General features: G+C 73.3%; 25 protein-coding genes. 11 read left to right on the top strand and 14 right to left on the bottom strand.

Annotated elements, in window-relative coordinates:
* Positions 1-127 precede the first annotated feature (127 nt).
* Positions 128-643 carry a flavin reductase family protein gene (locus J4709_RS43060; RefSeq protein WP_208250845.1) on the top strand — a complete coding sequence of 172 codons (516 nt, stop codon included), beginning with the start codon at positions 128-130 and terminating at the stop codon, positions 641-643.
* Positions 644-679: 36 nt separating this feature from the next.
* Here the strand turns inward: J4709_RS43060 and J4709_RS43055 are convergent, their stop codons facing one another.
* The 6 genes from J4709_RS43055 to J4709_RS43030 form a co-directional block, all read right to left on the bottom strand.
* Complete coding sequence (locus J4709_RS43055) at positions 680-1,900, bottom strand: ROK family transcriptional regulator (protein ID WP_208250875.1); 1,221 nt, start codon at positions 1,898-1,900, stop codon at positions 680-682.
* The gene (locus J4709_RS43050; RefSeq protein WP_208250874.1) at positions 1,900-2,658 is read right to left on the bottom strand and encodes an ATP-binding cassette domain-containing protein; all 759 of its coding nucleotides are present in this window, start codon (positions 2,656-2,658) and stop codon (positions 1,900-1,902) included. The genes J4709_RS43055 and J4709_RS43050 overlap by 1 nt, the downstream gene beginning before the upstream one ends.
* Before the next feature lie 279 nt (positions 2,659-2,937).
* A complete protein-coding gene (locus J4709_RS43045; RefSeq protein WP_208250844.1) occupies positions 2,938-4,221 on the bottom strand; it encodes a sugar ABC transporter permease in 1,284 nt (427 codons plus the stop codon).
* A 13-nt stretch (positions 4,222-4,234) separates the two neighbouring features.
* Positions 4,235-5,020 carry an ATP-binding cassette domain-containing protein gene (locus J4709_RS43040; RefSeq protein WP_208250843.1) on the bottom strand — a complete coding sequence of 262 codons (786 nt, stop codon included), beginning with the start codon at positions 5,018-5,020 and terminating at the stop codon, positions 4,235-4,237.
* A gap of 195 nt (positions 5,021-5,215) precedes the next feature.
* The gene (locus tag J4709_RS43035) at positions 5,216-6,307 is read right to left on the bottom strand and encodes a sugar ABC transporter substrate-binding protein (RefSeq protein ID WP_208250842.1); all 1,092 of its coding nucleotides are present in this window, start codon (positions 6,305-6,307) and stop codon (positions 5,216-5,218) included.
* 609 nt (positions 6,308-6,916) lie between these two features.
* On the bottom strand, positions 6,917-7,213 hold the full coding sequence (locus tag J4709_RS43030; protein ID WP_173099615.1) for a hypothetical protein: 297 nt from the start codon (positions 7,211-7,213) through the stop codon (positions 6,917-6,919).
* Between the two features lie 209 nt (positions 7,214-7,422).
* Here J4709_RS43030 and J4709_RS43025 point away from each other — a divergent pair, with 209 nt between their 5' ends.
* Positions 7,423-8,052 carry a hypothetical protein gene (locus tag J4709_RS43025; protein ID WP_208250841.1) on the top strand — a complete coding sequence of 210 codons (630 nt, stop codon included), beginning with the start codon at positions 7,423-7,425 and terminating at the stop codon, positions 8,050-8,052.
* 47 nt (positions 8,053-8,099) lie between these two features.
* Here J4709_RS43025 and J4709_RS43020 read toward each other — a convergent pair whose 3' ends face one another.
* A complete protein-coding gene (locus tag J4709_RS43020) occupies positions 8,100-8,771 on the bottom strand; it encodes an aminoacyl-tRNA hydrolase (RefSeq protein ID WP_208250840.1) in 672 nt (223 codons plus the stop codon).
* Between the two features lie 177 nt (positions 8,772-8,948).
* On the opposite strand from J4709_RS43020, the gene J4709_RS43015 reads away from it, so the two are divergent.
* The gene (locus J4709_RS43015; protein ID WP_208250839.1) at positions 8,949-10,019 is read left to right on the top strand and encodes an Rv1352/Rv1906c domain-containing protein; all 1,071 of its coding nucleotides are present in this window, start codon (positions 8,949-8,951) and stop codon (positions 10,017-10,019) included.
* Here J4709_RS43015 and J4709_RS43010 read toward each other — a convergent pair.
* The gene (locus tag J4709_RS43010; protein ID WP_208250838.1) at positions 10,016-10,990 is read right to left on the bottom strand and encodes a UbiA family prenyltransferase; all 975 of its coding nucleotides are present in this window, start codon (positions 10,988-10,990) and stop codon (positions 10,016-10,018) included. The two genes, J4709_RS43015 and J4709_RS43010, sit on opposite strands and share 4 nt — an antisense overlap.
* 196 nt (positions 10,991-11,186) lie before the next feature.
* Here J4709_RS43010 and J4709_RS43005 point away from each other — a divergent pair, with 196 nt between their 5' ends.
* On the top strand, positions 11,187-12,902 hold the full coding sequence (locus J4709_RS43005; RefSeq protein WP_208250837.1) for a LamG domain-containing protein: 1,716 nt from the start codon (positions 11,187-11,189) through the stop codon (positions 12,900-12,902).
* A gap of 59 nt (positions 12,903-12,961) precedes the next feature.
* Complete coding sequence (locus J4709_RS43000) at positions 12,962-13,963, top strand: zinc-binding dehydrogenase (protein ID WP_307802047.1); 1,002 nt, start codon at positions 12,962-12,964, stop codon at positions 13,961-13,963.
* A 13-nt stretch (positions 13,964-13,976) separates the two neighbouring features.
* Here the strand turns inward: J4709_RS43000 and J4709_RS42995 are convergent, their stop codons facing one another.
* On the bottom strand, positions 13,977-14,567 hold the full coding sequence (locus tag J4709_RS42995; protein ID WP_208250836.1) for an HAD family hydrolase: 591 nt from the start codon (positions 14,565-14,567) through the stop codon (positions 13,977-13,979).
* Between the two features lie 190 nt (positions 14,568-14,757).
* On the opposite strand from J4709_RS42995, the gene J4709_RS42990 reads away from it, so the two are divergent.
* Positions 14,758-15,426 (top strand): TetR/AcrR family transcriptional regulator, encoded by a 669-nt coding sequence (locus J4709_RS42990; protein ID WP_208250835.1) that lies wholly within the window; start codon positions 14,758-14,760, stop codon positions 15,424-15,426.
* A 16-nt stretch (positions 15,427-15,442) separates the two neighbouring features.
* Here the strand turns inward: J4709_RS42990 and J4709_RS42985 are convergent, their stop codons facing one another.
* On the bottom strand, positions 15,443-17,569 hold the full coding sequence (locus J4709_RS42985; RefSeq protein WP_208250834.1) for an MMPL family transporter: 2,127 nt from the start codon (positions 17,567-17,569) through the stop codon (positions 15,443-15,445).
* A gap of 258 nt (positions 17,570-17,827) precedes the next feature.
* On the opposite strand from J4709_RS42985, the gene J4709_RS42980 reads away from it, so the two are divergent.
* Positions 17,828-18,055 (top strand): hypothetical protein, encoded by a 228-nt coding sequence (locus J4709_RS42980; protein ID WP_208250833.1) that lies wholly within the window; start codon positions 17,828-17,830, stop codon positions 18,053-18,055.
* On the opposite strand, the gene J4709_RS42975 is transcribed toward J4709_RS42980, so the two are convergent.
* From J4709_RS42975 to J4709_RS42965, 3 genes are all read right to left on the bottom strand, one after another.
* Entirely contained in the window at positions 18,030-18,704 is a 675-nt protein-coding gene (locus tag J4709_RS42975; protein WP_208250832.1) for a response regulator, read from the bottom strand. The genes J4709_RS42980 and J4709_RS42975 overlap by 26 nt on opposite strands.
* A 270-nt stretch (positions 18,705-18,974) precedes the next feature.
* Positions 18,975-19,274, bottom strand: coding sequence for a Dabb family protein (locus J4709_RS42970; protein WP_208250831.1), 300 nt, complete (start codon positions 19,272-19,274; stop codon positions 18,975-18,977).
* A 28-nt stretch (positions 19,275-19,302) separates the two neighbouring features.
* A complete protein-coding gene (locus tag J4709_RS42965; protein ID WP_173099603.1) occupies positions 19,303-19,758 on the bottom strand; it encodes a flavodoxin family protein in 456 nt (151 codons plus the stop codon).
* Positions 19,759-19,954: 196 nt separating this feature from the next.
* On the opposite strand from J4709_RS42965, the gene J4709_RS55950 reads away from it, so the two are divergent.
* The 4 genes from J4709_RS55950 (at position 19,955) to J4709_RS42945 (ending at position 24,367) form a co-directional block, all read left to right on the top strand.
* Complete coding sequence (locus J4709_RS55950) at positions 19,955-21,613, top strand: bifunctional lysylphosphatidylglycerol flippase/synthetase MprF (protein ID WP_208250830.1); 1,659 nt, start codon at positions 19,955-19,957, stop codon at positions 21,611-21,613.
* Positions 21,614-21,717: 104 nt separating this feature from the next.
* On the top strand, positions 21,718-22,551 hold the full coding sequence (locus tag J4709_RS42955; protein ID WP_208250829.1) for an SMP-30/gluconolactonase/LRE family protein: 834 nt from the start codon (positions 21,718-21,720) through the stop codon (positions 22,549-22,551).
* A gap of 41 nt (positions 22,552-22,592) precedes the next feature.
* Complete coding sequence (locus J4709_RS42950) at positions 22,593-23,108, top strand: nitroreductase family protein (protein ID WP_208250828.1); 516 nt, start codon at positions 22,593-22,595, stop codon at positions 23,106-23,108.
* An 89-nt stretch (positions 23,109-23,197) separates the two neighbouring features.
* Entirely contained in the window at positions 23,198-24,367 is a 1,170-nt protein-coding gene (locus J4709_RS42945) for a serine hydrolase domain-containing protein (protein WP_208250827.1), read from the top strand.
* 7 nt (positions 24,368-24,374) lie between these two features.
* On the opposite strand, the gene J4709_RS42940 is transcribed toward J4709_RS42945, so the two are convergent.
* Complete coding sequence (locus tag J4709_RS42940) at positions 24,375-25,109, bottom strand: SDR family NAD(P)-dependent oxidoreductase (RefSeq protein ID WP_208250872.1); 735 nt, start codon at positions 25,107-25,109, stop codon at positions 24,375-24,377.
* Between the last annotated feature and the right edge of the window lie 6 nt (positions 25,110-25,115).

Here is a 25,115-nt window from a genome sequence, read left to right as displayed (position 1 = left end):
GTCCCGGGACCGAGACGCGACCGGGACCTTTGACGGAGATCGTCCCTTTTGGGAATCATCATCCCCGGCCTGCGGCTTTAGTGGTCGTGAACGCCGAGCAGTTGGTCGACAGAAGGGATCGAGCCCCATGGCGCACGGAGCCATCACGCCGCCGGTCGGTGCCGAGGACGTCGACGGCACGCGGTTCCGGCAGGTGATGGGCCGGTTCGCGACCGGCGTCGTCGCCATCACGGCCGTCGAGCCCGGCACCGCGCGGCCCACCGGGCTCGCCGCCAACTCCTTCACCTCCGTGTCGCTCGACCCGCCCCTCGTGGCGTTCTGCGTCGCCCACACCAGCACCACCTGGCCCCGCCTGCGCGGCGCCGGGCGGCTGTGCGTCAACATCCTCGGCGAGCCCCAGCTCGAGATCTGCCGGCGGCTCGCGCTCAAGGGCGGCGACAAGTTCGACGGCATCGCCTGGACCGAGAGCCCGAGCGGCGCCCCCGCCATCGACGGAGCCCTCGCCTGGATCGAGTGCTCGGTCGAGCAGGAGCACGTCGCCGGCGACCACGTCATCGTCGTCGCCCGCGTGCACGCCCTGGACGAGAACCACGACGGCCACCCCCTCGTGTTCTACCGGGGCGCCTACGGAGGCATCGCCTAAGCTCTCACCACCCGCCGGGACGAAGGGGTGGCGCGGTCAGACCGGCTCGGTCGTCCGGAGGCGGGCCAGCACCTGGACGGGGTCGGACAGGACCTCGGCGAACGCGAACTCCGCGGCGCCGACCAGGGTGGTGTCGTCGCCGAGCGCGGCGGTGCGGAGCCGGACCTTCTCGCGCGGCGCGTCCAGCGCGCCGGTCGCGAGGACGCTGCGGATCTGCGCGGCGGCGCCGAGGTAGATGTCGCGCAGCGTCCCGCCGAAGATGACCAGGCCGGGGTTGAACACGTTGACGAGGTTCGCGACGCCGAGGCCCAGCCAGGTGCCGACGCGGTGCAGCGCCTCGCGGGCGACGATGTCGCCGCGGTCGGCGGCGTCCACGACGTCGCGGACCGCGTCGCGGCCCGCCTTGTCGGTCGGCTCCTCGCGGCCGGCGTGGGCGAGCAGCGTCCGCTCCCCCACCTCCGCCTCCAGGCAGCCCTTGGACCCGCAGGCGCACTGCCGGCCGCCCGGGTTGACGATCATGTGGCCGATCTCGCCGCCGAAGCCCTCGTCGCCGCCGAGCAGCCGGCCGTGCGCGATGATGCCGCCGCCGACGCCGACGTCGCCGTGCAGGTAGATGAGGTTGTCGCAGTTCACGCCGGCGCCGCGCTCGTGCTCGGCGAGCGCGCCGAGGTTGGCGTCGTTGCACACCGAGACCGGGATGCCGAGGCCGAGCCGGCGCGACAGGGCGTCGCCGAGCCGCAGGTCGCCGACGTCGAGGTTCGGGCCGAACATGATCATGTCGTCGGAGCGGCGGACGGTGCCCGGGAAGCCGAGGGCGGCGCCCACGCAGACCGCGTCCCGCTCGGCCTTGCGGACCAGCGACCGCGCGCCGGCGACGAGCATCCCGAGCAGGTCGGACGGGTCGGAGTCGCGGGCGCGGGTGCCCTCACGGCGGTCCAGGATGACGCCGCCGAGCCCGACGCGCGCGACGACGAGCCGGTCGACGCCGACCTCGAACGCCAGCACGTACACCCGCGTCGACTCGGGCCGCACGACCAGCGACGGGCGCCCGGCCCGCCGCCCCGGCCCGCGCGGCAGCTCCTCGCGCACCAGCCCCGCGGCGGTGAGATCGGAGGTCAGCGCCATGATCGTGCTGCGGTTCAGGCCGAGCGACTCGGCGAGCGTCGCGCGCGACGCGGGGCCGCGCAGGTGCACGAAGCGCAGCAGCGTCCCGAGGTTGTGCCGCCGGATGTCCTCCTGTGACGGGCCCGCCTTCATCATCGCCGCAGCCCCAGGTCGCCGCTGACGCCGGAGGTGATCAGCTCGACGACCTGCCGGTGCGTGACGTCGGCGGTGCGCACCTGCGCGACCATGCGGCCGAGGTACAGCGCGGCGATCCGGTCGGAGACCGCGAACACGTCGTTCATGTTGTGCGAGATGAGCACGACGGCGAGGCCCTTGTCCGCGAGCCGCCGGACGATCTCCAGGACCTGCTGGGTCTGCGCGACGCCGAGCGCCGCGGCGGGCTCGTCCAGCACGACGAGCTTGCTGTCCCACAGCACGGCGCGGGCGATCGCGACGGTCTGCCGCTGCCCGCCCGACAGCGTCGAGATCTTCTGCCGCACCGAGCCCATCGTGCGGACGGACAGGCCGGACAGCGTCCTGCGGGCCAGCTCCTCCATCCCGGACTCGTCGAGCGCGATGCCGCGCCGCCGCTCGCGGCCGAGGAACAGGTTCTGGACGATGTCGAGGTTCTCGCAGAGCGCGAGGTCCTGGTGGACGACCTCGATGCCGAGGGCGGCGGCGTCGCGCGGGCTGCCGAGCCGCACCGGCCGGCCCTCGAAGCGGTACTCGCCCGCGTCCGGGGAGTGGATGCCGCCGATGCACTTGACCAGCGTCGTCTTGCCGGCGCCGTTGTCGCCGACCAGCGCGGTGACCTCGCCCGGGTACGCCGAGAAGGCGATGTCGTGCAGGACCTTGACGGAACCGAAGCTCTTGTCGATGCCGCGCAGGTCGATGACGGGCGTCACTGCCATGCCGAGGGGCTCCCACCGTGCCGCGTCGCCGCGCGCCGATCGGTCGTGGGCAGTGAGCGTATCAGCCGCCTTCGCGGGCCGGGAACCGCGCGCGGCGCCGCCCGGACGCGGCTCGTCCGCCGGGCCGAACGGGGTCGTGGGATCGAACGGCTCGGCCGGGTCGGACGGGAGGGCGGGCCCGTACGGCAGGGCCCGGGGGCCGGAGGCGCGCGCCCCCGGCTCCCGGGCGTCTCCCGCGTTCACGGGGTCCCCGCCTTCAGGGGCAGGGCCGGCACGGGGTCACCGGCCGGTGTTGCTGCGCCGGCGCCGGGCCAGCGCGTCGATGCTCGCCGCGAACAGCAGCACCACACCGGTGATCAGGAAGCTCAGGTACGCCTTGGTGCCGAGCAGCCCGAGACCGTTGTCGATGATCGCGATGACCAGGCCGCCGAGGACGGCGTCGCGGGCCTTGCCGCGCCCGCCGAACAGGCTCGTCCCGCCGATGACCGCCGCGCCGACCGCGTACAGCAGGGTGTTGCCGCCGCCGGCGTCGGGGGTGACCGAGTTCAGCCGGGACGCGGCGACGACGCCGCTGACCGCCGCGAACCCGGACGCGATGATGAACACCGAGATCCGGATCCGGGTGACGTTGATGCCCGCGCGGCGGGCCGCCTCGGCGTTGCCGCCGACCGCGTAGATGTGCCGGCCGTACGGGGTGCGGCCGAGCACGAACGTGCAGACGATGAGCAGCACGCCGACCAGCGGGACGCCCCACGGCACGCCGCCGAGGAAGATCAGCGGGCTGGCGGCGCGGTCCTGGCTGAGCAGGTAGGTGCCGAGCAGCAGCGCCGCGGCGACCACGACCGACTGGGCGATCACCAGCTCGACCGGCCGGGAGTGCAGGTTGCGGGTCTGCTGGCGGCGCCAGCGCAGCACCTGCGTCGCGGCGTAGCCGGCGGCGCACACCGCGGCGAGCGCCCAGCCGAGCCAGACCGGCATGTTCTTGTTGGCCAGCGCCACGATGAAGTCGTCGCGGACGGGCACCGTGCCGCCGTCGCCGATCAGCTTCAGCGTGATGCCCTGGATGCCGAGGAAGAACGCCAGCGACACGACGAACGACGGGATCCGCACGACGGCGACCAGCCAGCCGATCGCGGTGCCGATGACGACGCCGACCGCCAGCGCGGAGATCACCGCGACGTACCAGGGCTGGCCGCCGTCGACGATCAGCTTGGCCATCACGGCGGCGCAGACGCCGCTCGCCACACCGGCGGACAGGTCGATCTCGCCCAGCAGCAGGACGAAGACCAGGCCCATCGCGAGGATCACGATGGGCAGCGCCTGGGTGAACAGGTTCGCGATGTTCTGGTTGCTGAGGAAGGTGTTGGGCCGCAGCGCGAAGAACAGCACGATGAGCCCGGCCAGGCCGAGGATGGCGGGCAGCGCGCCCAGCTCACCGGCCCGGATGCGGCCCCAGTAGTCCAGCAGCGCCGAGCGTACGTCGTGCTCGACGCGATCGGCGGAGAAGTCCGAGTCCGCCAGCTTCACGGCGGTCTCCTTGCCCTCGGGGAGGTCGGTGGACACCTCGGTCCCCCTTTCAGATGCTCTCGGCGGCGGTCTGCGGCGCGAGGCCCAGATCACCGGAACGGCCGGCGGTGATGAGCTCCACGACCTGGCCGTGGGTGACCTCGGAGCGGGCCACGTCCGCGGCGACCCGGCCAAGGTAGAGCGCGGTGATGCGGTCGGCCACCTCGAACACGTCGTTCATGTTGTGCGAGATGAGCACGACGGCGTGCCCGGTGTCGGCGAGCCGCCGGACGAGGTCGAGTACCTGCCGGGTCTGCGCGACGCCGAGCGCGGCGGTCGGCTCGTCCAGGATGACGACCTTGGACTCCCAGAGCGCGGCCTTGGCGATCGCGACGGTCTGCCGCTGCCCGCCGGACAGGCTCGCGACCTGCTGGCGCACCGACTTGACGGTGCGGACCGACAGCCGGGCGAGGGTCTGCCGGGCCGCCTCCTCCATGGACGCCTCGTCCAGCACGATGCCCTTGCGGCGCTCGCGGCCGAGGAACATGTTCTGCACGATGTCGAGGTTGTCGGCGAGCGCGAGGTCCTGGTAGACGACCTCGATGCCGAGGTCGGCCGCGGCGCGCGGCCCGTCGACGGTGACCTGCCGGCCGTCGAACTCGATCGTCCCCGAGTCGATCGGGTAGATGCCGGCGATGCACTTGATGAGGGTGGACTTGCCCGCGCCGTTGTCGCCGACGAGGGCCATCACCTCGCCCAGCCGCACGGAGAAGTCCACATCGTGCAGCACATGGACGGCGCCGAAGCTCTTGTTGAGCCCGGTCAGGCGGAGGACGGGGTCTCCGTTTTCTGCCACGTGATTCCTTCCAGGGGTAGCGCGGGCCCGTTTCCTTCCGGGGGTTGGCGCGGGCCCGTGGCGGGCCCCATGGACGTCCCGGGGTTCCGGGCTCCCGGGGCGTCCTCAGCGGGTGGGGCCCGCCACGAGGGTCAGTGCCGCCCGGGGGTGCGACCCCCCGCTCCCCCGGGCGGATTCGTCGGGATCAGTGGGAGGTCACTGGATGCCGGCGCTCTTGCACTTGGCCGCGTACGCGCCCTTGCACAGGTCGGCGGCCTTGACGAACTGGTCGTCGGTGACCTGCTTGACGTTGTCCTTGAAGACGCCGATCGGGTTCAGCAGCACCGAGGGGACGTCGCGCTTGCCCTGCGGGTCGTTGGTGGTGCCGTTGGTCTCGCCCTTCTGGCCCTTGATGAGCGCGACGGCGAGCTTGGCGACCGCGTCGGCCTCCTGCTTCACCGGCTTGTACACGGTCATGCACTGGGTGCCGTCCAGGATGTTCTGCAGCCCCTGGAGGGTGGCGTCCTGCCCGGTGACCGCGACCTTGCCGGCCTGCTGGTTCTTCTTCAGGATGGAGATCGCGGCGTTGCCGAGGCCGTCGTTGGCGGCGAGCACACCGTCGATCTTGCCGTGCTGCTCGGTGTACATCTGCTCGAAGATCGTCGCGGCCTTGTCCGGCTTCCAGTCCGGGACGGCCTGCTCGGCGACCTTCTTGTAGTTCGACACCTGGTCGAGGACGTTGTGCGCGCCCTTGGCGAACAGCGTGGCGTTGTTGTCGGTCGGCGAGCCGTTCAGGTAGGCGATGTTGGCCGCCTTGTCGCCGAGGCACTTCTGCAGGCCCTTGCCGAGCTCCTCGCCGACCTTCACGTTGTCGAAGGAGACGTAGTAGTCGGAGACGCCGCCGAGGGTGAGCCGGTCGTAGTCGATCGTCTTGACGCCCTGGGACTGCGCCTTGCGCTGCACGGCGCCGGCGGAGTTGGAGTCGATGCCGTCGACGATCAGCACGGTCACGCCGCTGGTGATCATCTGGTCGGCGATCGTCTGGAACCGCTGCGTGGAGCCTTCGGCGTTCTGGATGTCGTACTGGACGCCGGCCGTCTTGAACGCCTGCTCGAGGTAGGGGCGGTCGAAGCTCTCGTAGCGGACGGACGAGGTGGTGTCGGGCAGGATCACGCCGACCTTGCCCTTCACCGCGCCGGAACCGGAGCCGGAGCCCTTGTTGTCGCCGCCGTTGTCGTCCCCGCACGCGGAGAGGGTGAGCGCCGCGGCCGCCGTGAGGGCCATGAAGCTGAGGATCCCCTTGCGCATTGCCCGGGTCCTTTCTTGGGGGTGGCCGCATAGCGCGGCCGGGGGTTCGCAGCGCCGGTGAGCGAGGTCGCACATCCACCGGCGTGAATGTTGTGTCCCGCAACTTATGTCCGCCTCGCCCGGAACGCCAGACCTGTCACCAAGTTGATTTGTTGTGCGCAGTAACAATCCCGTAACGCGAGATCAACACGGGGGAAACGGCCGACGGCGCCGATCACGGCGGCGGACCCGGAGGTCAGCGCGCCGCCGACCGCCGCCGGGCATATGTTCGGCGGGTCAACATTCACCCCGGCCCACGGCCGGCCCATCCGCGCCTGACCGCCGGGCGGCGCGCGCACACGGCGCGGCGAAGGGTGTGGGCAAGGGTCGCGCCGGGTCTCAGGGGACGCGGCGGCGCGGTGCTGCGGCGGGCACGGTGAACGCCGTGATCACGCGGTCGCGGTCCCGGCACCGTGCCGGGGACGCCCCCGCATGATCACGGTGTCGTCCTGCTCCGATGAGGCCCGCCCGTCCCGCGTCGGCATGACCGCGCTGCCGCGGTCCCGGGACGGGCAGTTCCGCCTCCGGCGGCGGTGCTCGTCCCCGAGGCCCTGCGCCCGGTGTGCGGGCTCAGTGGACCGCGAGGACCAGCGCGACCCGGTCGGCCGCGGCGGCGACGTCGTCGGCCGGCGCGATGCGCTCCGCCCACGACCACCAGTACCACCATCCGTCGGCGCCCCGCTCCGCGAGGATGTTCTCCGTCAGGGCGGAGGCGTCCGGATTCATCACGTGCAGGCTCGGCGACTGGCCGCGGGGCAGCGTGAGGCGCACCCGCAGGCCGCGCGCGACGAGCGCGTCACCGAGCTCTTCCAGATATTCGATCCGCGTCCGAGCGGGCGCGGCGGTTCCCGTATCGTCAGGCGTCATCCTCGTCTTCCCCATGGACTCCGCGCGGCCCGACGAGGTCTCACCCTTCCCCTTCCCCGGCCCGGGTGCAAGCACTTCGGGCCGCCCGGTGCGGGTGCGGCGCGAACTCCGGCGCCGCCGCGAGCGTCGCAAAGGGCGCGGCGCCCCGGGGCCGCCGACGGCATCCGGGATATCTTGCGCGTAGCACTCGAAGGGGGAAGTTGGGGCGTATGGCGATGGCGAGCGCGGGCGCGAACCCGGAGTGGACCCGGCCCGACCAGCGGCTGCCCGAGCGGCGCCCGGCGGAGGGCGGCGCCCCGCCGCCTCCGCCGGCCGGCGGCACGTGGCACCGGATGCACTACGCGGTGGGCGTGTTCCTCGTCGCGTACGGCGTGACGGGCCTGGCCAGCGCGGCGCTGCTGTGGGGCGACCGGCGCAAGGAACTCGACGGCTACTTCGGCTCCGGCGGCGCCGGGACGCTGCTGCTGCTGGCGAAGGCGGTCGAGGCCGTCCTCGTCGCGGTCACGGTCGCGGGGATCGTCCGCCACCGCGACATGTGGTTCGTCCCGGCGCTGGCGGGCTGGATGGCGGGGTTCGCGGTGTTCGCCGTCCTGGACGTGCTGGACGGCCGGGCGGGCGGGCTCGTGGAGCATCTGGCCTACCTCGCGGGCTTCGTGGTGCTGCTGTTCGTGTCGTACGGGCTGAGCGCGAAGGCGCAGGTCGGCAGCGGTGCGGCGGTCCGCGCGTCCGCCGGGCCCGCGCCCGGCGGAGGCGGCGACGGCGGGGAGGGCGAGCCGCGGCGACTCACCCGGACGCAGGAGTTCGCGCTCTCCGCGCTGAACCGGCTCCCGCGGCGCTGAACCGGGCGCGCCTCGGCGCGCCCGGACACACCGGGAGGGTCTGGACGTCAGCGGACGATCCACGCGATGGCCGTCATCGTCCCCGGCGGCACCTCGGTGAAGCCGCCGTCCCGGACCGCGACGTCCGCCTCCTTGACGCAGCGCGCCCACGCGACGTCCCGGACCAGGTGCACGGGCGCTCCCGCCTCGACCCACGCGGCGACGTCCTTGCGGCGGCCCTGCCGCAGCAGCAGCTGTGCGGCGTGCCCGCTCTGCGCCGCCGCCTTGCCGGTCGTCATCGTCACGTCCGGGTTCAGGGCGAGCGCGGCGTAGGGCGGTGCGGGCGGCGCCGGCGGGTCCTCGGCGTCCGCGAGGTCGAGACCGGCGACCTGCAGCTTCGCCAGCTGGGGCGGGACGTCGGCGACCGGGCCCGGCGGGAACGCGCGCACCTGCGCGCCCGCGTGCTCGACCGTCACGCCCGGCAGCGCCTGCGCCTCCGGCCAGCGCACGCCGCGTGCACGCCGCGTCACTTTCCGGATCCGCCGCGACTCCCATTCGTGCACCGCCTGCCGCCATTCCCCGTCGGGTTCGGTGGCGCGCGGATCGGTGAGCAGCCGGACGACGGCGGTCGCCGCGGCCTCGCAGACGGCTCCGTGGGCGGGCGGATCGGCCTTCTCCGCCCGTACCACCAGCTGCATCGCCCAGGGCGGGTCGTCGAGTGGGTCGTAATCGGGTCGCACGCATGGAGTATTCCAAACCGGTTCCGATGTCCACGACGCCGCTTTCCCGTGGACGATGTGGGTAATGCAACTGTTGCCGTCTCCCGGACGTCGTCCTATTGCGGGCGCAGCACGGTGGGACGGCCCTCGCCGGAGGGGGGCGAGGGGCACGGCGAGAGGTCGGGTCGGAGGTCGCCGGTGACCAGTGGCGCGTGGAACGAGTCCATCCCCGGAGTAGGTACGTTCTTCGTCGGCATCGACGTCGCCCCGGGGCGGTACCGGTGCGACGACGCCGGGGGCGGGTGGTGGGTCCGCTTCACCGGCCCCGGCGGGGGCGACCCCGTCGGCATGTGGCCGCTGCCGGCGGGCGGCACCGAGGTCGAGATCGAGCCGACCGACTTCGCGTTCGAGACCCATGTCGGCGCGTACTGGCGGCGGATCGCGCCGCCGCGCCGCCCCGGGGACGGCCCGTCGGCCGAGCCGCGCCCGGTCGCCGATCCCGCGCTGCGCGCCGAGCTCGACACGCTCGTGGGGCGCCGACGCCCGCTGCTGTGGCTGGCGCCGCTGACCGTCCTCGGGCTGGGCCTGCTCGGGTCGCCGCTGCTCGGCTCGCTGTGGCTGATCGGGCTCGGCATGCTCGCCGTCCTGGTCGCGCTCGGCACCCCGTCGGTCTCGCTCGACCTGCGGCGCGCGCGCGAGCTGGAGCGCCGCCGCCACCGCTACCTCACCCCGGAGGAGTTCGACGGGCCGGGCCGCGCGCTGCTCGTCCGCGTGCAGGTGGCGGTCGACGCCGTCCGCGATTCGCAGGTGAACCGGGAGGGGCTGCTGGACGCCGTCGACAACGCGGTCACGCTGCCCCGCCAGGAGTGGGAGATCGCGCAGGTCCTCGCGCGGCAGTCGAAGCTGCGCCGGGAGCAGGAGGAGATGGCGGAGGAGGCGCCGCTGCCCGAGGTGGAGGCGGCGCTGCGGCCGCTCCGGGAGAAGCTCGACGTCTCCGTCGAGGCGGTGACGCGCCGGATCGAGGCCCTGGAACGCTACGCCGAGCGCGCCCGCGCCGCCGACGAGGCGCTGGCCGCGCACCGCCATCTGGAGTCGCTCGCGGCGAAGGCGCACGAGTACGACGAGCTGCTCGCCGACACCGTCCGCGACGACCTGGCGCTGCCCGCGATCGAGCGGCTCACCGAGCAGGGCGACGCGCTCGTCCGCACGCTGCGCGAGCGGCTCGCCAAGGCCGCCGAGGCCGGCGGCGAGCTGCCGCCCCCCGCCTAGAGCACCCGCGCGTACATCAGCGCGAACACCAGGTACGGGACGAGGAACGCCCAGCTCGCGACGGCGATGCCGTGCAGGACCTCGCCGGGCTCGCGCGCCCGGCCGAGGAAGCGGTGGTACACCCAGACCAGCACCGGCGCGGACACGGCCTGCGTCCACAGCGTCCGGTGCGGGAACACGTGCCCGGTCGCGGCCAGCGCCACCGCGAGCGCGCACGAAGCCGTCCACGCGGCGAGCCCGATCCGGTGCGCGCCGCGCGGCCCGAGCCGCACGGCGATGGTCCGGTACCCGCTGGCGAGGTCGGCCTTGTAGTCGGTGACGGTCGTCGGGACGTAGAGGGCGGTCGCGACCAGGACGCCCTCGACCGCCATCACCCACGGGAAGCCTTCGATGGGACGCACGACCGTCCATCCGGCCAGCAGCGCGAAGCCGCCGACGCCCGCCGCGTTGGTCGCCACGTCGAACCCGGGCCGGTCCTTCAGCCGGACCGGCGGCACGCTGTACAGCCAGCCCAGCACCAGGAACCCGAGCGTGACCAGCGCGAACGCCGGACGCACCGTCAGCGCGACCAGCAGCGCCGCCGCCGCGGTGACGTGCGCGGCGACCAGCGCCCCGCGCACGCTGAGCCGTCCCTCGACCAGCGGCGCGTCGTCCTTGCGCGGGTTCTTGAGGTCGCCCTCCAGGTCGAAGGCGTCGTTGATGGCGAGCACCGCCAGCCACACCAGCGGACCCCAGACGACCAGCCCGGTCAGCACGGGCGTGACCGCCTCCATGCACCGGCCGCTCATCGGCGCGCAAGCGTCCTGCCCCGCGATGAGCCACCGCGTCGCGAGCAGGTGCCCGACGTAGAACGGGACGAGCGAGACGAGCCAGATCGCCGGCCTCGCGATGAGCCACAGGTCGACCAGTACCCGCGACCGCCGCACGGCCGCCCGCACCGGCACGTGGTGGCCCTGCTGAGAAGCGCGCATGCCGTCACCCCCAGGGATCCTCGACGCGCCCCCACCCCTATTGGACAGTACGTCCATTTCCCTCTTGCCACAATCGTGATCTTGAAGGCCACCCTTTCGTCAGTGCCCACTGGCAAGATCGTCGCACCGGTCCGGAAGAGACATGGATGGCGCTTTCCTTCCCCGCTGTGCCGCATGTCGCGTACAGGAGGTGTGGATGCGTCCACGACGAAGATTCGCAACGCTGCTCGCCGCGCTCGCGGTGGCGACGCCGGCGTCCCTGGCGGCAGTGCCGGGATCGGCCTGGGCCGGCGCCCGGAGCCTGATGCCGGCGCCCGCCGTCACATCGGCCGACTACCCCGACGACGACGCCTGGCACGACGGCGTCGGGAGGTACGGGGACTTCACCATCGACGACCCGAGCGACCAGGCGGCGCGCTACGAGGTGCGCCTCAATGACCAGAAGCCGCTCGATCTGCCGACGCATGACGGCGCGCCCGTCACGGTGACGATCGCCCCGTACCGGAACGGCCCGAACTACCTCACGGTCGAGTCCTTCGGCCCTAAGGGCGAGAACGGCCCGCCCACGCAGTACGACTTCCTGGTCAACCAGGGCAGCGCGCCGAAGGCTCACTGGAAGCTCGACGAGTCCGCCGGCGCGCGCACGCTCGCGGCGGAGACCAGGACGGGCGAGGACCCGCTGTCCACGCGGGTGGTCGGACGCGTCACCACCGGCGTCGAGGGACAGTTCGGCACGGCCGCCCGATTCGCCGGTGGCCATGCGGTCACGAAGCCGCTGGTCGACACGTCCAAGAGCTTCACGCTCTCGGCCTGGGCCAAGCCGTCCGGCGACGGCGACGCGACCGTCGTCGCGGAGGCGGGACGCCACGCGGACGCGTTCGCGCTCCGGTCGGTCGGCGGGCACTGGGCCTTCGTGAAGTCGGACTCCGACTCGCGGGGTGCCGCGACCGTGCAGGCCGTCGCCGAGCAGCCCCTGTACCAGGACACCTGGGCGCACCTCGTCGGGTCGTACGACGCGACGCAGAAGAGGCTCCGGCTGTACGTCAACGGGCTCCCGGCGGCGGACGTTCCGTCCGGCGGTCCGGCATGGGACGCGCGCTCGCTGCGGATCGGCGCGGGCGCGCCGGGCCGTGCGCAGCCGTTCCACGGCGACGTCGACGAGGTCCGCGTTCACGACCGCATGGTCGTCCCGGACGAGGCGGCGCGGATGGCGAAGGTGCCCAGCGAGGTGCGCGGGCGCTGGAAGTTCAACACCGACGGCGCCGACGACACCACGTTCGGCCACCCGATGACCCTCCATGGCGGCGCGGCGATCGACCCGGAGTGGGGCTTCTACATGTCGTCGCCCGCCGGCCTGTTGCTCAACGGCGATGGCGCGTACGCCGACACCGCCGCCCCGGTGATGCGCACCGGCGAGAGCTTCACCGTCGCGGCGTGGGCGAACGTCGAGCGGTGGACGGGGAAGCCCATGACGTTGCTGTCCCTGCCCGGGCGCAACGGCAATCGCCTCTCGGTCCGCTACCTGCCCAGCGAGGACCCGTCGTGGGGCAAGTGGCAGCTCGTCATGACCGAGGCCGACGCGCCTGGGGCGCAGACAACGGTCCTCGAGAACTTCAATACCCAGCTCTGGTGGGACCGCGTCGTGGTCGTGTACGACGCGGTCACGCGCACCATGCGTCTGTACGTGAACGGGAACCTGGACCAAGATCGGTCCGAGAAGGCGGGGGTCGGCGGGTTCGACGCCACCGGCGGCTTGCAGGTCGGGCGTTCCGCGTTCAGCGACCCCGAGTACTGGACGGGCGCGGTCGACGACGTGTGGGCCTTCCGAGGGGCCTTGACCCGGACCGAGGTCGGTTATCTCTCCGGCGGAGCGGAGATCGACACGCCGACGGCCCCCTGGAACGGCGACTGACGAGAAGGGCGGCGGCGACCCGGATGAGGGGTCGCCGCCGCCTCGGCGGGATGATCTCGGTGGGGCCGGTGGTTGTGGTCCACGTGGGGTCGATGATGATGCGGGCGGCGGTCGCGGAGCGACCGGGGCCGCCGGACGTTCTGCAGGTGCGCGAGGTGCCGGTTCCCGAGCCGCGGCCGGGGTGGACGCTGGTGAGGGTCCGGGCGTTCGGGCTGAACCGGTCCGAGATGTTCACCCGTCAGGGGCACTCCCCCGGCGTGCGGTTCCCGCGCGTGCTCGGGATCGAGTGCGTCGGGGAGGTCGCCGAAGGCGGCGTGCTCGCGCCGGGGACGCGGGTCGCGGCGGTCATGGGCGAGATGGGGCGGGCGTTCGACGGCGGCTACGCCGAGTACGCGCTGCTGCCCGACGAGCTGCTGATCCCCGTCGCGACCGACCTGGAGTGGGAGGTGTTCGGCGCGCTGCCCGAGACCTACCTGACCGCGCAGGGGTCCCTGGACGTGCTGCGGGCGGACGGCGGGACGCTGCTCGTGCGGGGCGGGACGTCGTCGGTCGGGATGGCGGCGCTGTCGCTCGCCAAGGGCCTGGGCCTGCGGACGATCGCGACGACGCGCAACCCCGGCAAGGTGAAGGCGCTGGAGGCGGCGGGCGCCGACCATGTCGTGGTGGACGACGGCGGCATCGCGGACGGGGTGCGGGCGGTCGTCCCGGACGGCCCCGACCACGTGCTCGAACTCGTCGGCGCGGCGACGCTCGCCGATTCGCTCGCGCTCGTCCGCAAGGGCGGGACGGTGTGCATGACCGGCATCCTGAGCGGCGAATGGGTGATCCCGGAGTTCGAGCCGATGCAGGCCCTCTCGAGCGGGACGCGCCTCACCACCTTCCACAGCGACGAGATGCGGGGCGCGGCGGGTGCCGGGACCCTGCGGCGGCTTGTGGACGGGGTGGCGGACGGCCGGTTCCGGCCGAACATCGACCGTGTCTTCGCGCTGGACGAGATCGCCGACGCGCACCGCTACATGGAGGCGGACGAGGCGACCGGCAAGCTCGTCGTGCGCCTCTAACCGGCGAGCGGCTCTAGCCGGCGAGCAGGGCGCGGACCTGATCGGGGCCGGTGAAGACCTCGGCGGCCATGCCGGTCTCGCGGGCGGCGAGGACGTTGCGCTCGGTGTCGTCGATGAACAGGACGTCGGCGGGCTTCACGCCGAGGCGTTCGGCGCAGATGCGGTAGGCGCGCGGGTCGGGCTTGGCGACGCCGATGGCGCACGAGTAGGTGAGCGCGTCGAAGCGGGACAGCCAGCCCTCGTGGCGCGCCTCGAAGCGCGGCACGAGGTCGGCGATGATGTTGGAGAGCAGCCCGAGGGTGTGGCCGCCGTCGGCCAGTTCGTGGACGAGGGCGACCATGCGCTCGTCGACGTCGGTCCAGCTGCGCAGGTCGGCGTCGATCAGCGCGGGCACGTCGGGGAACGCGGCGCCGAGGGCGGCGGCGACGTCCGCCCAGTACGCGGCGCTGTCCTGGCCGGCGTCGTAGCCGGGGCGCAGCGCCCAGTACGCGTCCCAGAACGGGGCGCCGGAGACGCCGGCGATCTCCTCGATCTCCCGCACGGCCTCGGGGGTCTGGGTGCGGGCGATGACGCCGAACAGGTCGAAGACGATCACATCGGGCATGATCCGAGGGTATGCGGGACGGGGCTGTGCGGCCGTTCCGCCCCGGCCCGGACCCGGTCCGGGGTGCGCGCCGTCGCGGGGCGGCGCGACGCGGTAGCCCCGGGTGATGGAACAAGCGCTTGTGCAGACCGTAAACTGCCGTTGACGCACGACTGAGCAAGCGGTTGGGCGCGCACGGCATAATGAGGGGGTGACGACCACGAGCGCGAATTCCGGGCGGGCCAGGCCCCGCGCCGCCGGCGAGGGCGGCGCGCGCCGCCGCGGCAAGGGCTCGCCGGCACTGGCGTCGGAGCGCCGCGAGCACCTGGTCAGGCTCGCCGCGGACCTGTTCGCGGAGAAGGGCTTCCAGGCCACCACGGTCCGCAACATCGCCGACGAGGCCGGCATCCTGTCCGGCAGCCTCTACCACCACTTCGACTCCAAGGAGTCGATCGTGGACGAGATCCTGACCGGCTTCTTCGACGAGATCATGGCCGCCTACCGGGCCGAGATCGACGCGGGCCGGGACCCGCGGGAGACGATCGCCGGGCTCGTCCGCGTCGCGTTCCACAGCCTCGAGCCGCACCGCGCCGCGATCACGGTGATGCAGAACGACTGGAACTACCTCCAGGGCATGGACCGCTTCGCCTACCTGTCCAAGTCCGAGGACGAGGTGGAGAAGATGTGGGTCGAGACCATCGCGGCGGGCCAGGAGCAGGGCCTGTTCCGCGCGGACCTCGACCCGAAGCTGACCTACCGGATGATCCGCGACACGATCTGGGTGGCCGTCCGCTGGTTCAAGCCGGGCGGACGGCTCGACTCCCAGAGCCTCGGCGAGCACTACATCAAGGTCATGTTCGACGGGATCAACACGCACTGACCTCCGCCGGGGGCGGCTAGCCGCGGACCGGCACGCCGGGCGGCGCCTGCGCGGGCTCGGTACGGCGGCGCGGCAGCAGCCGGGCGATCGGCCGGGGCAGCCACCAGTTCCGCTCGCCGAACAGCTCCATCAGCGCGGGGACGAGCACCATCCGCACGACGGTCGCGTCGATCAGGATGGCGACGCCGAGGCCGAGGCCGATCTGCTTGACCGCGACGTTCGCGCCGAGCAGCACCGACAGGAACACCATCACCATGATCGCGGCGGCGGCGGTGATGACGCGCGCGGTGCCGGCGAGGCCGCGGGCGACGGCCTCCCGGGTCGGGACGCCCGCCTCGTGCGACTCGCGGATCCGGGAGACGAGGAACACCTCGTAGTCCATGGACAGCCCGAACAGGATCGGGAACATCATCAGCGGCACCCAGGTGGTGACGGGCATCGAGGTCGGGAAGCCGAGGGCGCGGCCCGCCCAGCCCCACTGGACGACGGCGGTCAGCACCCCGTAGGCGGCGGCGATCGACAGCAGGTTCATCACCGCGGCCTGCAGCGCCACGGTCAGCGAGCGGACGAGCGCGACGAGCAGCAGCAGCGACAGCCCGACGACGACCGCGATGAGCCACGGCAGCCGGGTCTGGACGTCGTCGGCGAAGTCGATGGAGGCGGCGTTCTGCCCGCCGACGTAGGCGCGGACGCCCGCCCCCCGGGTGGCGCCGGGCAGCACGTCGTCGCGGAGCCGGTGGACGAGCCGCGGGGTGGCCGCGTCCTGCGCGCCGGTGGCCGGGAACGCCATGATCATCGAGACGGCGCCGTCGGGGCTGGTGCGCGGCGGCTGGACGGCCGCGACGCCCGGTGCGGCGCCGACGGCCGCGGCGACGGGCGCCGGGTTCCCGCCGCGGGTGACGATGACCAGCGGCGCGGCGGTGCCGGGCCCGAAGCCCTCGGCCATGATCCGGTTCGCGGCGTAGCCGCTGGTGTCGTGCGGCTGGGTGCTGGAGTCGGGCAGGCTGAGCCGCATCGACAGCGCGGGCACCGCGAGGACGAGCAGCAGGACCGCGGCGCACAGCCCGGTGACGACGGGGTGGCGCTGGACGACCCGGGCCCAGCGTTCGGCGAGCGGCCGGCGGGCCCGCCCGAGCCCGGGCACGCGCAGCCGGTCGATGCTCCGTCCGGTGAAGCCGAGCAGCGCGGGCAGCAGCGTGACGGCGGCGAGCATCGTCATCAGCACCGCGACGCCGGCGGCGACGGCGACGGCGTCGAACAGCTTCTGCTGCATGATGAACAGGCCCATCAGCGCGATGACGACGGTGCTGCCGGCGAACAGGACGGCGCGTCCGGCGGTGGTGACGGCGGTGACGGTCGCGTCCTCGGGCTCCCGGCCGGCGGACAGCTCCTCCCGGTAGCGGGTGACGATGAACAGCGCGTAGTCGATGCCGACGCCGATGCCGATGAGCGCAGCGACGATCGGGCCGAACGACGGCGCGGGCAGCAGGTGCGCGATCAGCGCGATGAGCCCGAGTCCGGAGCCGATGCCGAGCAGCGCGGTGACGATCGGCAGCCCCATCGCGAGCACCGAGCCGAACGCGATCAGCAGGATGACGATGGCGGCGAGCACGCCGATGCCCTCCGACGACCCGCCGCCCGCGGTCTCGGCGCTGTCGACGGCGGCGCCGCCCAGTTCGATCCGGACGGGGCCGGAGTCGCTGCGCACGTCCTTGATGAGCTTGGTGACGGCGGAGGCGGGCATGTCGTCGGACGGGACGGCGAGGTTCGCGGTGGCGAACGCCGTCCGGCCGTCCTTGGAGATCTGGCCGGGGACGGCGTAGGGCGAGCTGACGGAGGCGACGTGCGGGGTCCTGCCGAGCCGGTCGATCGCGCGGGTGACGCGGGCCTTCGCGGCGGGCGAGCGCACACCGGCGTCGGCCTGGACCGCGAGGGTGATGGTGTCGCCGCTGCGCGCGCGGAAGTGCTCGTCCAGCAGCTTCTTGGCGGTCGCCGACTGGGACGAGCCGCCGGTGAAGTCGTTGAGCGGCTTGGCGGCGAAGCCGTAGCCGAGGACGAGGACGGCGAGCGCGCCGACGATCCAGGCGGCGACGACGAGCCACCGCCTGCGATAGCAGACCCGGGCGAGCCTGGCCAGTTTCATGGGAACCACCTTCGCGGGAGTCCGCGGGTAGAGAACACGTCGTTCCCTGAATCGTGGCGTCCGCACCCGGTCCGCGTCGTCGGGCGGGCGGCGTCTTCCGGGCGGTCCGCTACTTCCGGCGGAGTACATCCGGCGCGGTATCCCACTGCCGGGCCCGCCGAACGTCCATAGTGTGCTTAGTCACAATTTGCCGAGTAGGGGTGACGCTTTGGCCCGTGGGGACGCTGTTACTGAGGAGAGCTTCGGGGGGAGAGCGGCATGACGGCTCCACAGGGCGCCGGGCGGGACGAGCCCACGCCCGCGGCCATCCGCGCCGCCACGGCGCGCGGCCTGCAGGAGCAGTTCCCGGGGGTGCGCGTCTGGTTCGGCGAGGCGACCGGTTCGTGGTGGGCGATGGTCCCGCTGCGGGACGGGCCGCGGCTGCTGGAGGCCCCCACGCCGCAGCGGCTCCGCGACGAGATCATGAACTCGCGGACCCGGGGGTGACCAGCCCCGACTCGTAGGCGAGCACCACCAGCCGGGCCCGGTCGCGCACCCCGAGCTTGCCCATGGCCCGGCTGACGTGCGTCTTGGCGGTGAGCGGGCTGACCGCGAGGGCGGCCGCGATCTCGGTGTTGGACAGCCCCCGCCCGACCAGCCGGACCACCTCCCGCTCCCGGTCGGTGAGGACCTCGAGCCGGCCGACGGCGGCGGGCGCGGGCGCGGGGCGCCCGCCGACGAACCCCTCGATGACGGCGCGGGTGACGGCGGGGGCCAGCAGCGACTCGCCGCCCGCGACGACCCGGACGGCGTTCACCAGTTCGGCGGGCTCCATGTCCTTGACCAGGAACCCGGCGGCGCCGGCGCGCAGCGCGAGGTAGATGTGCTCGTCGTCGGTGTAGGTGGTGAGGGCGAGGACGCGGACGTCGTCGAGCGCGGGGTCGGAGGCGATGCGGCGGGTGGCGGCGAGGCCGTCGGTGCCGGGCATCCGCAGGTCCATCAGGACGACGTCGGGCCGCAGCCGGCGGGCCAGTTCCACCGCGGCGTCGCCGTCCTCGGCCTCGCCGACGACCTCGATGCCGTCCTCGCCGGACAGCAGCATCCGGAAACCGGCCCGTACCAGCGACTGGTCGTCGGCCAGCAGCACTGTGATCACGCCTGCTCCCCCGGTCCGCCGGGCGGCCGGTCCGGCCCGGATGCGACGGCGCAACCGTACGACGGTTCGGGGTCCCGGCGGAATCGGACCGTTCCCATGGCGCTGCCGGGGAGACGGCGCGCTGAGGGGGCACGTAGGCCGTCCGCCGGGAACGGGGCGCGATCCGTTCCCGGCGGGCGTTGTGTGAAACTAACCCGAAAAGTGCTCGGACACAAGCGCTTGCTCGGTAAGCGTTGTGTGTTACAGCGCACACCGCCGCGGCGCGGCCCCTCAGGTCTCGTACTGGATCGCGGCCCGCTCCGCGACGAGCGGCGCGACGAACTCCTGGACCACCGCGCGGTGCGTCGGATGGTCGCGGTACACCAGGTAGTCGTCCTTGCCCGCGAAGTCCGCGACCACGACGAACTCGTAGGTCCCCGGGTCCACGCCCGCGTCCAGGCCGACGCTGTACCCGCGGATCTGCGGGATGACCGCGGTCAGCTCGCGCAGCCGCGCCGCGGCCTCCTCCTGCTGGCCGATCGTCGTGCCCTCGGCCCACCTGAACATCGCCACATGCCGGAAACCGCTCATGCGGGCACGCTACCGAGAAGCGGCGGGCTCAAACCGTCCCGAGCTCCGCGGCGGTGACCGCACCGAGCTCCCAGCACGCCTCCAGGTCGGCCTTGCCCGGCTCACCCGTCACCACCACCGGCGGCTGCACGGCCCGCCACTTCAGCCCCGTGGTGATCGCCTCCAGCGCGCGCAGCGCCCCGGTCGCGTCGTTGTTGCCGTGGAGGAAGGCCCCGAACGGGCGGCGGATTGTCTCCGCCAAGCACGGGTAATAAATCTGGTCGAAGAAGTGCTTGAGCGCCCCGGAGAGATAACCGAGGTTCACAGGGGAGCCGAGGAGGTAGCCGTCCGCCTCGAGGACGTCCACGGCGGAGGCGGTCAGCGCCGGACGGGAGACGACCTCGACGCCCTCGATCTCGTCCGTGCCGGCTCCGGCGCGCACCGCCTCGTACATCGCCTGGACGGACGGCGAGGGCGTGTGATGGACGACCAGGAGCCTCTTCATCCCCACGAGACTATCCAGTTTCCCTCCCGTTGGCCGGGTACGGCCGTAGTGGAGGACGAGGACCGCCGGAGGCGCCGGAAGCGGCGTCATAGGAGGTGTCCGGACGACGCTGACCATGAGCGGCCAAAGATAACGTCCGATCCGGGGAATGAGTTCCAAAGGATCATGGTTGGGGCTCAGCGGAGGTGTTCTGCTCGTGCATGCAGCGAAATCGGCCGAACGAGCCGGCGGCGAGGCGCTCCCCGTCTGGCCCGCGGCGCTCGTCGGCGCGGTCGTCGCCGTCCTGATCGCCGTGCCCGCCGTGGCATGGTCCCCGCACTGGCTCACCCGGCTGTCGCGGGTCGCGACCGGAACCCCGCTCGCCCCCGCGCACGCCGTGTCGCTGAGCCTGGTGCTCCTGCTCGTCGCGCGCGGCGTCCTGCTGCGCCGCCGAGCCGCCTGGTACGGCATGGTCGCGCTGGTCGTCCTCGGCCTGCTCGCCGTCGTCGCGGGCGACGACGCGCCGTGGCGGGTGCCGCTGCTCGGAGCCGTCCTGGTCGGCCTCTGGGTCGAGCGCGACCGGTTCCCCGTCCGCCCGCACCCCGACCGCGTCCGCACCGCGGTGAAGACCGGCGCGATCCTGGTGATCGGCGCCGTCGTCGGGTCGGTGGTGGTCGGCGGCGTGTCCGTCCGGTCGGTGCGGGTCGTGGCGAGCGGCCTCGGCGCCACGGGCGCGCGCATCGACGGCGCGTCCTGGCTGCCCGGCGTGCTCGGCCTGGCCGGCGCGGTGGGCCTGCTCGCCCTGGTGATGACGCTGCTCGCGCCGGACCCAGCGCCGCCGCCCGGCGACGAGGACGAGCGGCGCCGCGTCGCCGGCCTGGTCGCCCACCCGGGCTCGGACACCCTTGCCCCGTTCGCGCTGCGCCGCGACAAGGCGTACGTGTTCAGCCCGGACGGGCGCGCCGCGATCGGCTACCGGGTGCTGTTCGGCATCGCGGTGGCGGGCGGCGACCCCGTCGGCGACCCGGCCTCGCACGCCGCGGCCATCAAGGAGTTCCTGGCGCTGTGCCGCACGACCGGCTGGCGCCCCGCGGTGCTCGGCGCGAGCGCCGACCTGCTGCCCGAGTGGGGGCCGCTGCGCTCGTTCGGCTTCGGCGACGAGGTCGTCGTCCGGCCGGAGGAGTTCACGCTGTCGGGCCGGCAGATGCGCAACGTCCGGCAGGCCGTGAAGCGGACCGCCAACGCCGGCGTCACCACCGAGATCGTGCCCGAGCGGGAGCTGTCGGCCGAGCTGCGCGGCGCGCTGCTTGAGGTGGCGTCCGGCTCGCTGGGCGGCGCGGCCGAGCGCGGCTTCTCGATGAACCTCGACGAGCTGCTCACCGGTTACCACCCGGGCGCCGTCGTCGCGGTCGCCTACGACGAGGACAAGAAGCCGATCGCGTTCCAGCGCTACGTCACGGCGGGCGAGGGCATCAGCCTGGACGCGATGCGCCGCGCCCCCGGCGGCCCGAACGGCGTCAACGAGCGGCTGATCGTCGAGATGATCGACTACGCCGGCGAGCAGGGCCACGCGCTGGTCTCGCTGAACTTCGCGGCCTTCCGCGAGCTGCTGGACGCCGAGGAGCGCGGCGCCCTGGAGAAGGCCGGCTACCAGGCCCTGCACCTGCTCGACCCGCTGATCGCGGTCGAGTCGCTGTACCTGTTCGACAAGAAGTTCCGCCCGGCCTACAAGCCGCGCAGCATCGTCTTCCGCTCGTGGTTCGACATCGTGTGGATCGCGGCCGCGCTGCTGACCCTGGAGTTCGGGCGCACGAAGCCGGCCGCCGCCCCGGAGGAGCCCGTCACCGAACCGGCCCACCACTACAGCCGCTACTAACTCGGGCCCTGAACGCACGACCCCCGCCGCGACGATGTCGATTCCGGCGGGGGTCGTTCGTATAGGGGGTGAGGTGTTCTCGACGAAAGGCTCGGGTGATGGGCATGCGGGAGGTTCGGACGGTGCTCGGCGGGCGGGGGCTCGTGGAGTCGCCGCGGTGGCATGGCGGGCGCGTGTACTTCTCGGACTGGTCGGCCGGCGAGGTCCTCGCCGCGGACCCGGACGGGCGCGCCGAGGTCGTCGCGCGGGTGAGGTCGCTGCCGCTGTGCACGGCGTTCCTTCCGGACGGCGGCCTGCTGATCGCCGATTCGGCGGGCGGGCGGCTGCTGCGGCGGGAGGACGACGGGACGCTGACCGTGCACGCGGACCTCGGCGGGCCCGGGTGGAACGACATCGCCGTGGACGGCCGCGGCAACGCCTACGTCAACCGCGCCGGGTTCGATCCCATGGCCGGCGGGGAGTTCAAGCCGGGCTCGGTGGTCCTGGCGGCGGCCGGCGGGACGGTACAGGAGGTGGCGGGCGACATCGCGTTCCCCAACGGGATGGCCGTCACCCCGGACGGTTCCACGCTGATCGTCGCCGACTCCTACCGCGGCGAACTGGTGGCCTTCGAGATCGGTTCGGACGGCGGGCTCTCGGACCGGCGGGTCTGGGCCGACCTGGGCGACGGGACGCCGGACGGCATCTGCCTCGACGCGCAGGGAGCCGCCTGGTACGCCGACGTGCCGCACGAGAGATGCGTGCGCGTCGCCGAGGGCGGTGAGGTCCTGGACGTCGTCGAGGTCGGCGTCGGCGCGTTCGCCTGCGCGCTGGGCGGGACGACGCTGTTCGTCACGGCGGCGGAATGGCAGGGCATGACCGAGCCGGAGCCGGTGCGTCCGGGAAGCGGGCGGCTGCTGGCCACCGAGGTCGAGGTGCCCGGCGCGGACCGGGGCTGACCTCGTCGTTTCCCGGGGTGGGCGGCGGGTAGCGCTCTCGCGTGGAGACCTGGAATGCCATCACGTCCCGGCGCAACGTCCGGGAGTACACCGACGAGCCGATCCCGCGCGACGACCTCGACCGCGTCCTGGAGGCGGCACGGCGGGCGCCGTCGTCGAAGAACTGGCAGCCGTGGGACTTCGTCGTCGTGACGGACCGGGAGCAGCTCGGCGAGCTGGCCGCGGCGGGCGAGTACGCGGCGCACGTCCCCGGTTCGGCGGCGACGATCGCGCTGGTCATGCGCGACTACGGCGACCCCGGCGAGCGGGAGACCGCGCGGTTCGACCTGGGGCAGGCGATGGTGAGCATGATGCTCGCGGCCGTCGACCTCGGGATCGGCAGCGGGCACGCGACGGTGATGGACCAGGGGGTGGCGCGCCGCGTGCTCGGCCTGCCCGGCGACCGGTTCTGCGCCTACCTGGTCGCGCTGGGGTATCCGGCGGGCCGTCCGCTGAAGCCCGTCCGGAACCCGGCCCGGCGGGCGTTCGAGGACGTCGTGCACCGCGACCGCTGGTGACCGCCCGGAGGGCGTGACACGGGGGCCGATGCCCGGTCTTCTGGAATCTTCGAGCATGATTCTAGAAACCCCCGTGGAGAGGACCGGGCATGAGCAGCACTGTGCAGGGCCACTGCGATCCGGCGTTCGCCGCCGTCCGTGAGGTGTTCGAGCGGCATTTCGCCGACGGGCGGGAGCTCGGCGCCGCCGTCGCCGTGTACGCGGGCGACCGCAAGGTCGTGGACCTGTGGGGCGGCGTCGCCGACCACCGGACGGGACGCGCGTGGGCCGCCGACACCCCCTGCTTCGGCTTCTCCTGCACCAAGGCGGTGACGGCGGCCGCGGCGCTGCTGCTCGCCGAGCGCGGCGCCTACGAGGTGGACGGCCCGGTCACCGCGTGGTGGCCGGAGTTCGGCGAGCACGGCAAGGACGGCGCGACCGCGGCGCACCTGCTGTCGCACCAGGCCGGGCTGCCCGCGTTCGACCGTCCGGTGTCGGCGGAGGAGGCCGCGGACCCGAAGGCGCTCGCGGACCTGCTGGCCGCGCAGAAGCCGGAGTGGACGCCGGGCGAGACGCACGGGTATCACGCGCTGACGTACGGCTGGCTGGCCGGGGAGATCGTCCGGCGGCTGTCCGGCAGGACGGTCGGCGCGTTCGCCAAGGAGGAGTTCACCGGGGACCTGGACATGTGGGTCGGGGCGCCGGACGAGGTGATCGGACGCGCCGCGAAGATGACCGCGAAGGGCCGCGTCGCCGGCGGTGCCGACGGCCCGAAGTCCGCGGCCGGCGACATCCTGAAGCGCCTCGCCGCGGCGTACACCGACCCGCAGAGCCAGACGAACCGGGCGCTGAACAACCCGCATCCGGGCAAGGGCGGCTACAACAACCCGGTGGTGCTGCGGGCGGGCTGGCCGTCCGCCGGGATGCTCGCGACCGCGCCCGCGTTCGCGGGGTTCTACCGCGACCTGGTCGCGGGCCGGATCGTCCGTCCGGACACGCTGCGCGAGGCCATCCGCCGCCGGGTGTCCGGCCCGGACCGGACGCTCATCGTGGACAGCTCGTTCGGGCTCGGGTTCATGCGCCCGTCGCAGACGTTCTTCGTCCCGAGGTCGGCGCGGGAGACGGCGTTCGGCCACACCGGCGCGGGCGGCTCGATCGGGCTCGGCGACCCGGACGCCGGCCTGGCGATGGCGTACCTGCCGAACCGGATGGGCGAGCAGTTGTCCGGCGACCTGCGGGCGTTCCGGCTGACGGAGGCCGTGTACGCGTCGCTCGGTTGAACAGGCGTCACTGCATGGTGATGCCGCCGCTGACGGAGACGGTCTGGCCGGTGATGTAGCCGGCGCGGTCGGTGCACAGGAACGCGATGAGGCCGGCGACGTCGTCCGGGCGGCCGATGCGGCGCAGCGGGATCTGCCTGGCGAGCTTGCCGAGCAGGTCCGGGTGCCGGTCGGACACCGCCCGGACCATCGGCGTGTCCGTCGGGCCGGGGCACACGACGTTCGACGTGACGCCGCCGCCCGCCGCCTCGCGGGCCAGGGTCTTCGCGAGCCCGAACAGGCCGGACTTGGTGGCCGCGTACGCGCCCTCTCCCCCGGATCCGGCGCGCGCGCCGTCGGACGAGACGAACACGAGCCGGCCCCATCCGCGTTCCGTCATGCCGGGCAGCAGGGCGCGGGTGAGCTGCATCGGGGCGCGCAGGTTGACGCGCCACATCAGGTCCCAGTGGGCCGGGTCGCTGTCGACGAACGGCTCGACGATGCTGACGCCCGCGTTGTGGACGAGCACGTCGACCGGCCCGGCGCCGTCGGCGAACGCGTCGATGGACGCGGGGTCGGCGAGGTCGACTCGGGCGGCGGTGCCGCCGACCTGCGCCGCGACGTCCTCGGCTGCCGGGAGGTCGAGGTCGGCGACGACGACGCGGGCGCCGAGCGCGGCGAGGTCGGCGCAGATCGCCCGGCCGATGCCGCCGGCGCCGCCGGTGACGACGGCCGTGCGTCCGTCGAGGGTCATGCCGTCCATCCGTCC

The organism is Actinomadura violacea (assembly GCF_017573465.1).
Taxonomy (GTDB): Bacteria; Actinomycetota; Actinomycetes; order Streptosporangiales; family Streptosporangiaceae; genus Spirillospora; species Spirillospora violacea.
The sequence above is the reverse complement of the archived record's forward strand: the minus strand, read 5'-3'. Positions and strand labels throughout refer to the sequence as shown.

Excerpts from the sequence above, each read along its gene's own strand:
- J4709_RS43060 (WP_208250845.1), top strand. The coding sequence starts at position 128 with ATGGCGCACGGAGCCATCACGCCGCCGGTCGGTGCCGAGGACGTCGAC.
- J4709_RS43055 (WP_208250875.1), bottom strand. The coding sequence starts at position 1,900 with ATGAAGGCGGGCCCGTCACAGGAGGACATCCGGCGGCACAACCTCGGG.
- J4709_RS43050 (WP_208250874.1), bottom strand. The coding sequence starts at position 2,658 with ATGGCAGTGACGCCCGTCATCGACCTGCGCGGCATCGACAAGAGCTTC.
- J4709_RS43035 (WP_208250842.1), bottom strand. The coding sequence starts at position 6,307 with ATGCGCAAGGGGATCCTCAGCTTCATGGCCCTCACGGCGGCCGCGGCG.
- J4709_RS43030 (WP_173099615.1), bottom strand. The coding sequence starts at position 7,213 with ATGACGCCTGACGATACGGGAACCGCCGCGCCCGCTCGGACGCGGATC.
- J4709_RS43025 (WP_208250841.1), top strand. The coding sequence starts at position 7,423 with ATGGCGATGGCGAGCGCGGGCGCGAACCCGGAGTGGACCCGGCCCGAC.
- J4709_RS43010 (WP_208250838.1), bottom strand. The coding sequence starts at position 10,990 with ATGCGCGCTTCTCAGCAGGGCCACCACGTGCCGGTGCGGGCGGCCGTG.
- J4709_RS43005 (WP_208250837.1), top strand. The coding sequence starts at position 11,187 with ATGCGTCCACGACGAAGATTCGCAACGCTGCTCGCCGCGCTCGCGGTG.
- J4709_RS42995 (WP_208250836.1), bottom strand. The coding sequence starts at position 14,567 with ATGCCCGATGTGATCGTCTTCGACCTGTTCGGCGTCATCGCCCGCACC.
- J4709_RS42985 (WP_208250834.1), bottom strand. The coding sequence starts at position 17,569 with ATGAAACTGGCCAGGCTCGCCCGGGTCTGCTATCGCAGGCGGTGGCTC.
- J4709_RS42980 (WP_208250833.1), top strand. The coding sequence starts at position 17,828 with ATGACGGCTCCACAGGGCGCCGGGCGGGACGAGCCCACGCCCGCGGCC.
- J4709_RS42970 (WP_208250831.1), bottom strand. The coding sequence starts at position 19,274 with ATGAGCGGTTTCCGGCATGTGGCGATGTTCAGGTGGGCCGAGGGCACG.
- J4709_RS42965 (WP_173099603.1), bottom strand. The coding sequence starts at position 19,758 with ATGAAGAGGCTCCTGGTCGTCCATCACACGCCCTCGCCGTCCGTCCAG.
- J4709_RS42955 (WP_208250829.1), top strand. The coding sequence starts at position 21,718 with ATGCGGGAGGTTCGGACGGTGCTCGGCGGGCGGGGGCTCGTGGAGTCG.
- J4709_RS42945 (WP_208250827.1), top strand. The coding sequence starts at position 23,198 with ATGAGCAGCACTGTGCAGGGCCACTGCGATCCGGCGTTCGCCGCCGTC.
- J4709_RS42940 (WP_208250872.1), bottom strand. The coding sequence starts at position 25,109 with ATGGACGGCATGACCCTCGACGGACGCACGGCCGTCGTCACCGGCGGC.